This is a genomic window from Arthrobacter sp. CAL618 (assembly GCF_000468215.1).
Taxonomy (GTDB): domain Bacteria; phylum Actinomycetota; class Actinomycetes; order Actinomycetales; family Micrococcaceae; genus Arthrobacter_D.
On the sequence record NZ_ASZW01000038.1, the window covers coordinates 1 to 2,698 of the forward strand.

A 2,698-nucleotide genomic window follows, 5' to 3' on the forward strand; every position below is an offset into this window, starting at 1 on the left:
CCGCGGCCGCCGCGCCAATACCGGTCAGGACCCAGCCCAGGATCCTGAGCGAGTGCGCCGGCGGGACCGGTTCGCTCAGGGAGTACTCGTCAGGGTCCCGCCGGTTGTAGTAAAGGATAAATTCGGTGCCCGGCACCAGCTCCTTGCCCTCCCTGAAAGAGAACAGGGTCTCCCGGATCTCGTATTCCTGGTCATGCCAGCGATAGCCGATGCCCTCCCCGGAGACGAAAACCACTGCGTCAGTGGCGGTCCAGCCGAGCTGGGAGGTACGGATAATCCAGGCGACCAGGATCAGCAGAATCCCCGGCACCAGCCCCACCCACGTCAACACCTCAGTGATGACACCCCACAACTGAGACTGGTTCTCCATAGCTTGATGCTATCGAGAATCTATTGACGCTGCGGTAACACCGAGGTGGCCCGGAGCGCACGGCCCACCTTATCGGCTGTGTCACGCAACAGCACGGCGATCTGCCCGGACCGCCGATCAAAGTCCGCCGCGTCGAGGGAAACCGCAACGGATCCCACGATCTGCCCGGCCGCGTTCCGCACCGGCGCACCCAGGCAGGATGACCCGATCATGAACTCTTCGCGCTCGACGGCGATGCCACCCGCGCTGACCTTCTCGAGTTCCCGCTCCAGGTCGTCGCGGGTCCGGATGGTATTGGACGTCATGGCGGGCAGCCCCTGCCTGGTCAGGAACGCCCGCCGCCGCGTAGGGTCCATCCCGGCGAGGAAGATCTTTCCGAAGGCGGTGGCGTGCGCGGCGTCGTTGAAGCCGAAGCCCATGGGGGTGATGCGTCGCCGGGTCGGGGAATCCACCACGTGGGCCACCACAATGTGATCACCGCGGTGCACCGCATAGTAGGCGGCGGCGTCGCCCCTCGAATGCAGTTCGAGTACCAGCCTGGCAACGGCCGACGGCGTTCCGATCTGGCGGTGCAGCGACGCATCCAGGGCATGCAGTTTATAGCCGAGGGCGTAGCGGCTCTCATCCTTCAAATGGACCAGATGCCGTGATTCCACCAGGGTTTTCAGGAGCCGGTACACACTGGGGAGCGGCATGTCCAAAGCCGCCGCAATTTCCTTGGCGGACAGTCCACGCTCGTCGGCGGCAACGACGTCGAGCAGCGCAAAAGCTTTCTGCACCGAAGCCATACCGGTAAGAGCATCGTTGCGTCCCATGCCCCCATCTTCGCCGGTCCGTCAAGTCAGGGGCAACCTACTCGACGGTCAGCTCACCCATGCGACCCCAACCGTCGGCGGCGATCTTCTCGCTGATGATCTGCGGGGTCTCCATGAGTGCCTGCGGCATGTCCTTCATCGCCTGCTGGAAGTGGGCGCTGTTGACGTGGTCCCCGGCGGCGTCGTCCTGGAACGCTTCGACCAGGACGAACTCGTTGGGGTTCTCGACGCTGCGCGACCAGTCGAACCACAGGTTCCCCGGCTCGTTGCGGGTGGATTCGGTGAACTGGCGGGTGAGGTCGAGCCACCGGTCGGTCCAGTCCGGTTTGACGTTGAATTTGACGACGATGAAGATCATTGCGGGCCTGCCTTTGGGTCGTGGGATGGGGCTCGTGTTTCCAGCAGTCTGCCGTTAATCACCGCAGCCTCCAACTTCGGTTCTCGCCTTGTGAGAATGCGTGGTGCCCGCCAGGCGTCGCACGCCTACGCTGGCAGTGGAACAACCCTCTATCGAAGGAGATTGAGATGAGTAGTCCGATGCAGGTCCGCACCATGATCAGCCCGGCCCGGTACGTCCAGGGCAAAGGCGCCATCCACCGGGTGGGCGAATTCCTCACGCCGCTGGGCAGCAAGCCGTTGATCGTGGCGGACGATCTGGTCTGGGGTTTCGTAGCGCACGACGTCGAAGCCTCCATGACTGCCGCCAACCTACCGACCACCCGGGTGGGGTTCGGCGGGGTCCCCAGCGCCAACGAGGTCAACCGGTTGACCGCCCTGATCTCCGAGCACCAGGCCGACGTGATCGTGGCAGTGGGCGGCGGCAGCACCATCGACGCGGTCAAAGCGTCGGGCTTCGCGGCGGGGATCCGCTGGGTCACCGTCCCCACCGTCGCCTCCACCGACGCACCCACCTCTGCCCTGTCGGTGATTTACACGGACGACGGCGTCTTCGAGGAGTACCGTTTCTTCCCCCGCAACCCGGACCTGGTGCTGGTGGACACGCAGCTGGTCGCCAACGCGCCGGCGTCGTTCCTCGCCGCAGGAGTGGGCGACGCCCTCGCCACCTGGCTGGAGGCCCGGGCCACCAGCCAGTCCTTCGCCAACACCATGGCCGGTGGCCTGCCCACCGTGACCGGCACCGCCCTGGCCCGGCTGTCCTGGGACGTGCTGTGGGAAAACGCGCTCCCGGCGCTCGACGCCGTCCGCGACAACGTGGTCACCCCCGCCCTGGAAAAGGTGGTGGAGGCCAACACGCTGCTGTCCGGGCTCGGGTTCGAGTCCGGCGGGCTGGCCGCCGCCCACGCCATCCACAACGGGCTGACCGCCGCCAACCAGACCCACGGCCTGGCGCACGGGCAGAAAGTCAACATCGGATCCCTCACCCAACTGGTCCTTGAGGGCGCACCCAGCGCCGACATCCGGGACTTCGTCGAATTCACCACCCGGGTGGGGCTGCCGAACACGCTGACCGAGATAGGCCTGTCCACCGACGATGACGAGGACCTGCGGCGGG

Annotated in this window: 4 protein-coding genes; 1 reads left to right on the forward strand and 3 read right to left on the reverse strand. The window is 65.6% G+C overall.

The genetic code is table 11. The features are described from left to right. From K728_RS0102205 to K728_RS0102215, 3 genes are all read right to left on the reverse strand, one after another. A partial coding sequence (locus K728_RS0102205) for a hypothetical protein (RefSeq protein WP_024475708.1) occupies positions 1-370 on the reverse strand: 370 nt, incomplete at its 3' end. Positions 371-390: 20 nt separating this feature from the next. Then, the gene (locus K728_RS0102210) at positions 391-1,185 is read right to left on the reverse strand and encodes an IclR family transcriptional regulator (protein WP_024475709.1); all 795 of its coding nucleotides are present in this window, start codon (positions 1,183-1,185) and stop codon (positions 391-393) included. Between the two features lie 37 nt (positions 1,186-1,222). Then, positions 1,223-1,543: a putative quinol monooxygenase gene (locus tag K728_RS0102215; protein ID WP_024475710.1), complete on the reverse strand. Its 321-nt coding sequence runs from the start codon at positions 1,541-1,543 to the stop codon at positions 1,223-1,225. 167 nt (positions 1,544-1,710) lie between these two features. On the opposite strand from K728_RS0102215, the gene K728_RS18185 reads away from it, so the two are divergent. Then, positions 1,711-2,698: glycerol dehydrogenase (locus K728_RS18185; protein ID WP_337587479.1), on the forward strand; the 988-nt coding region annotated here is incomplete at its 3' end.

Bases quoted from the DNA above. Each gene is read 5' to 3' on its own strand.
- K728_RS0102210 (WP_024475709.1), bottom strand. From the start codon at position 1,185: ATGGGACGCAACGATGCTCTTACCGGTATGGCTTCGGTGCAGAAAGCT.
- K728_RS0102215 (WP_024475710.1), bottom strand. From the start codon at position 1,543: ATGATCTTCATCGTCGTCAAATTCAACGTCAAACCGGACTGGACCGAC.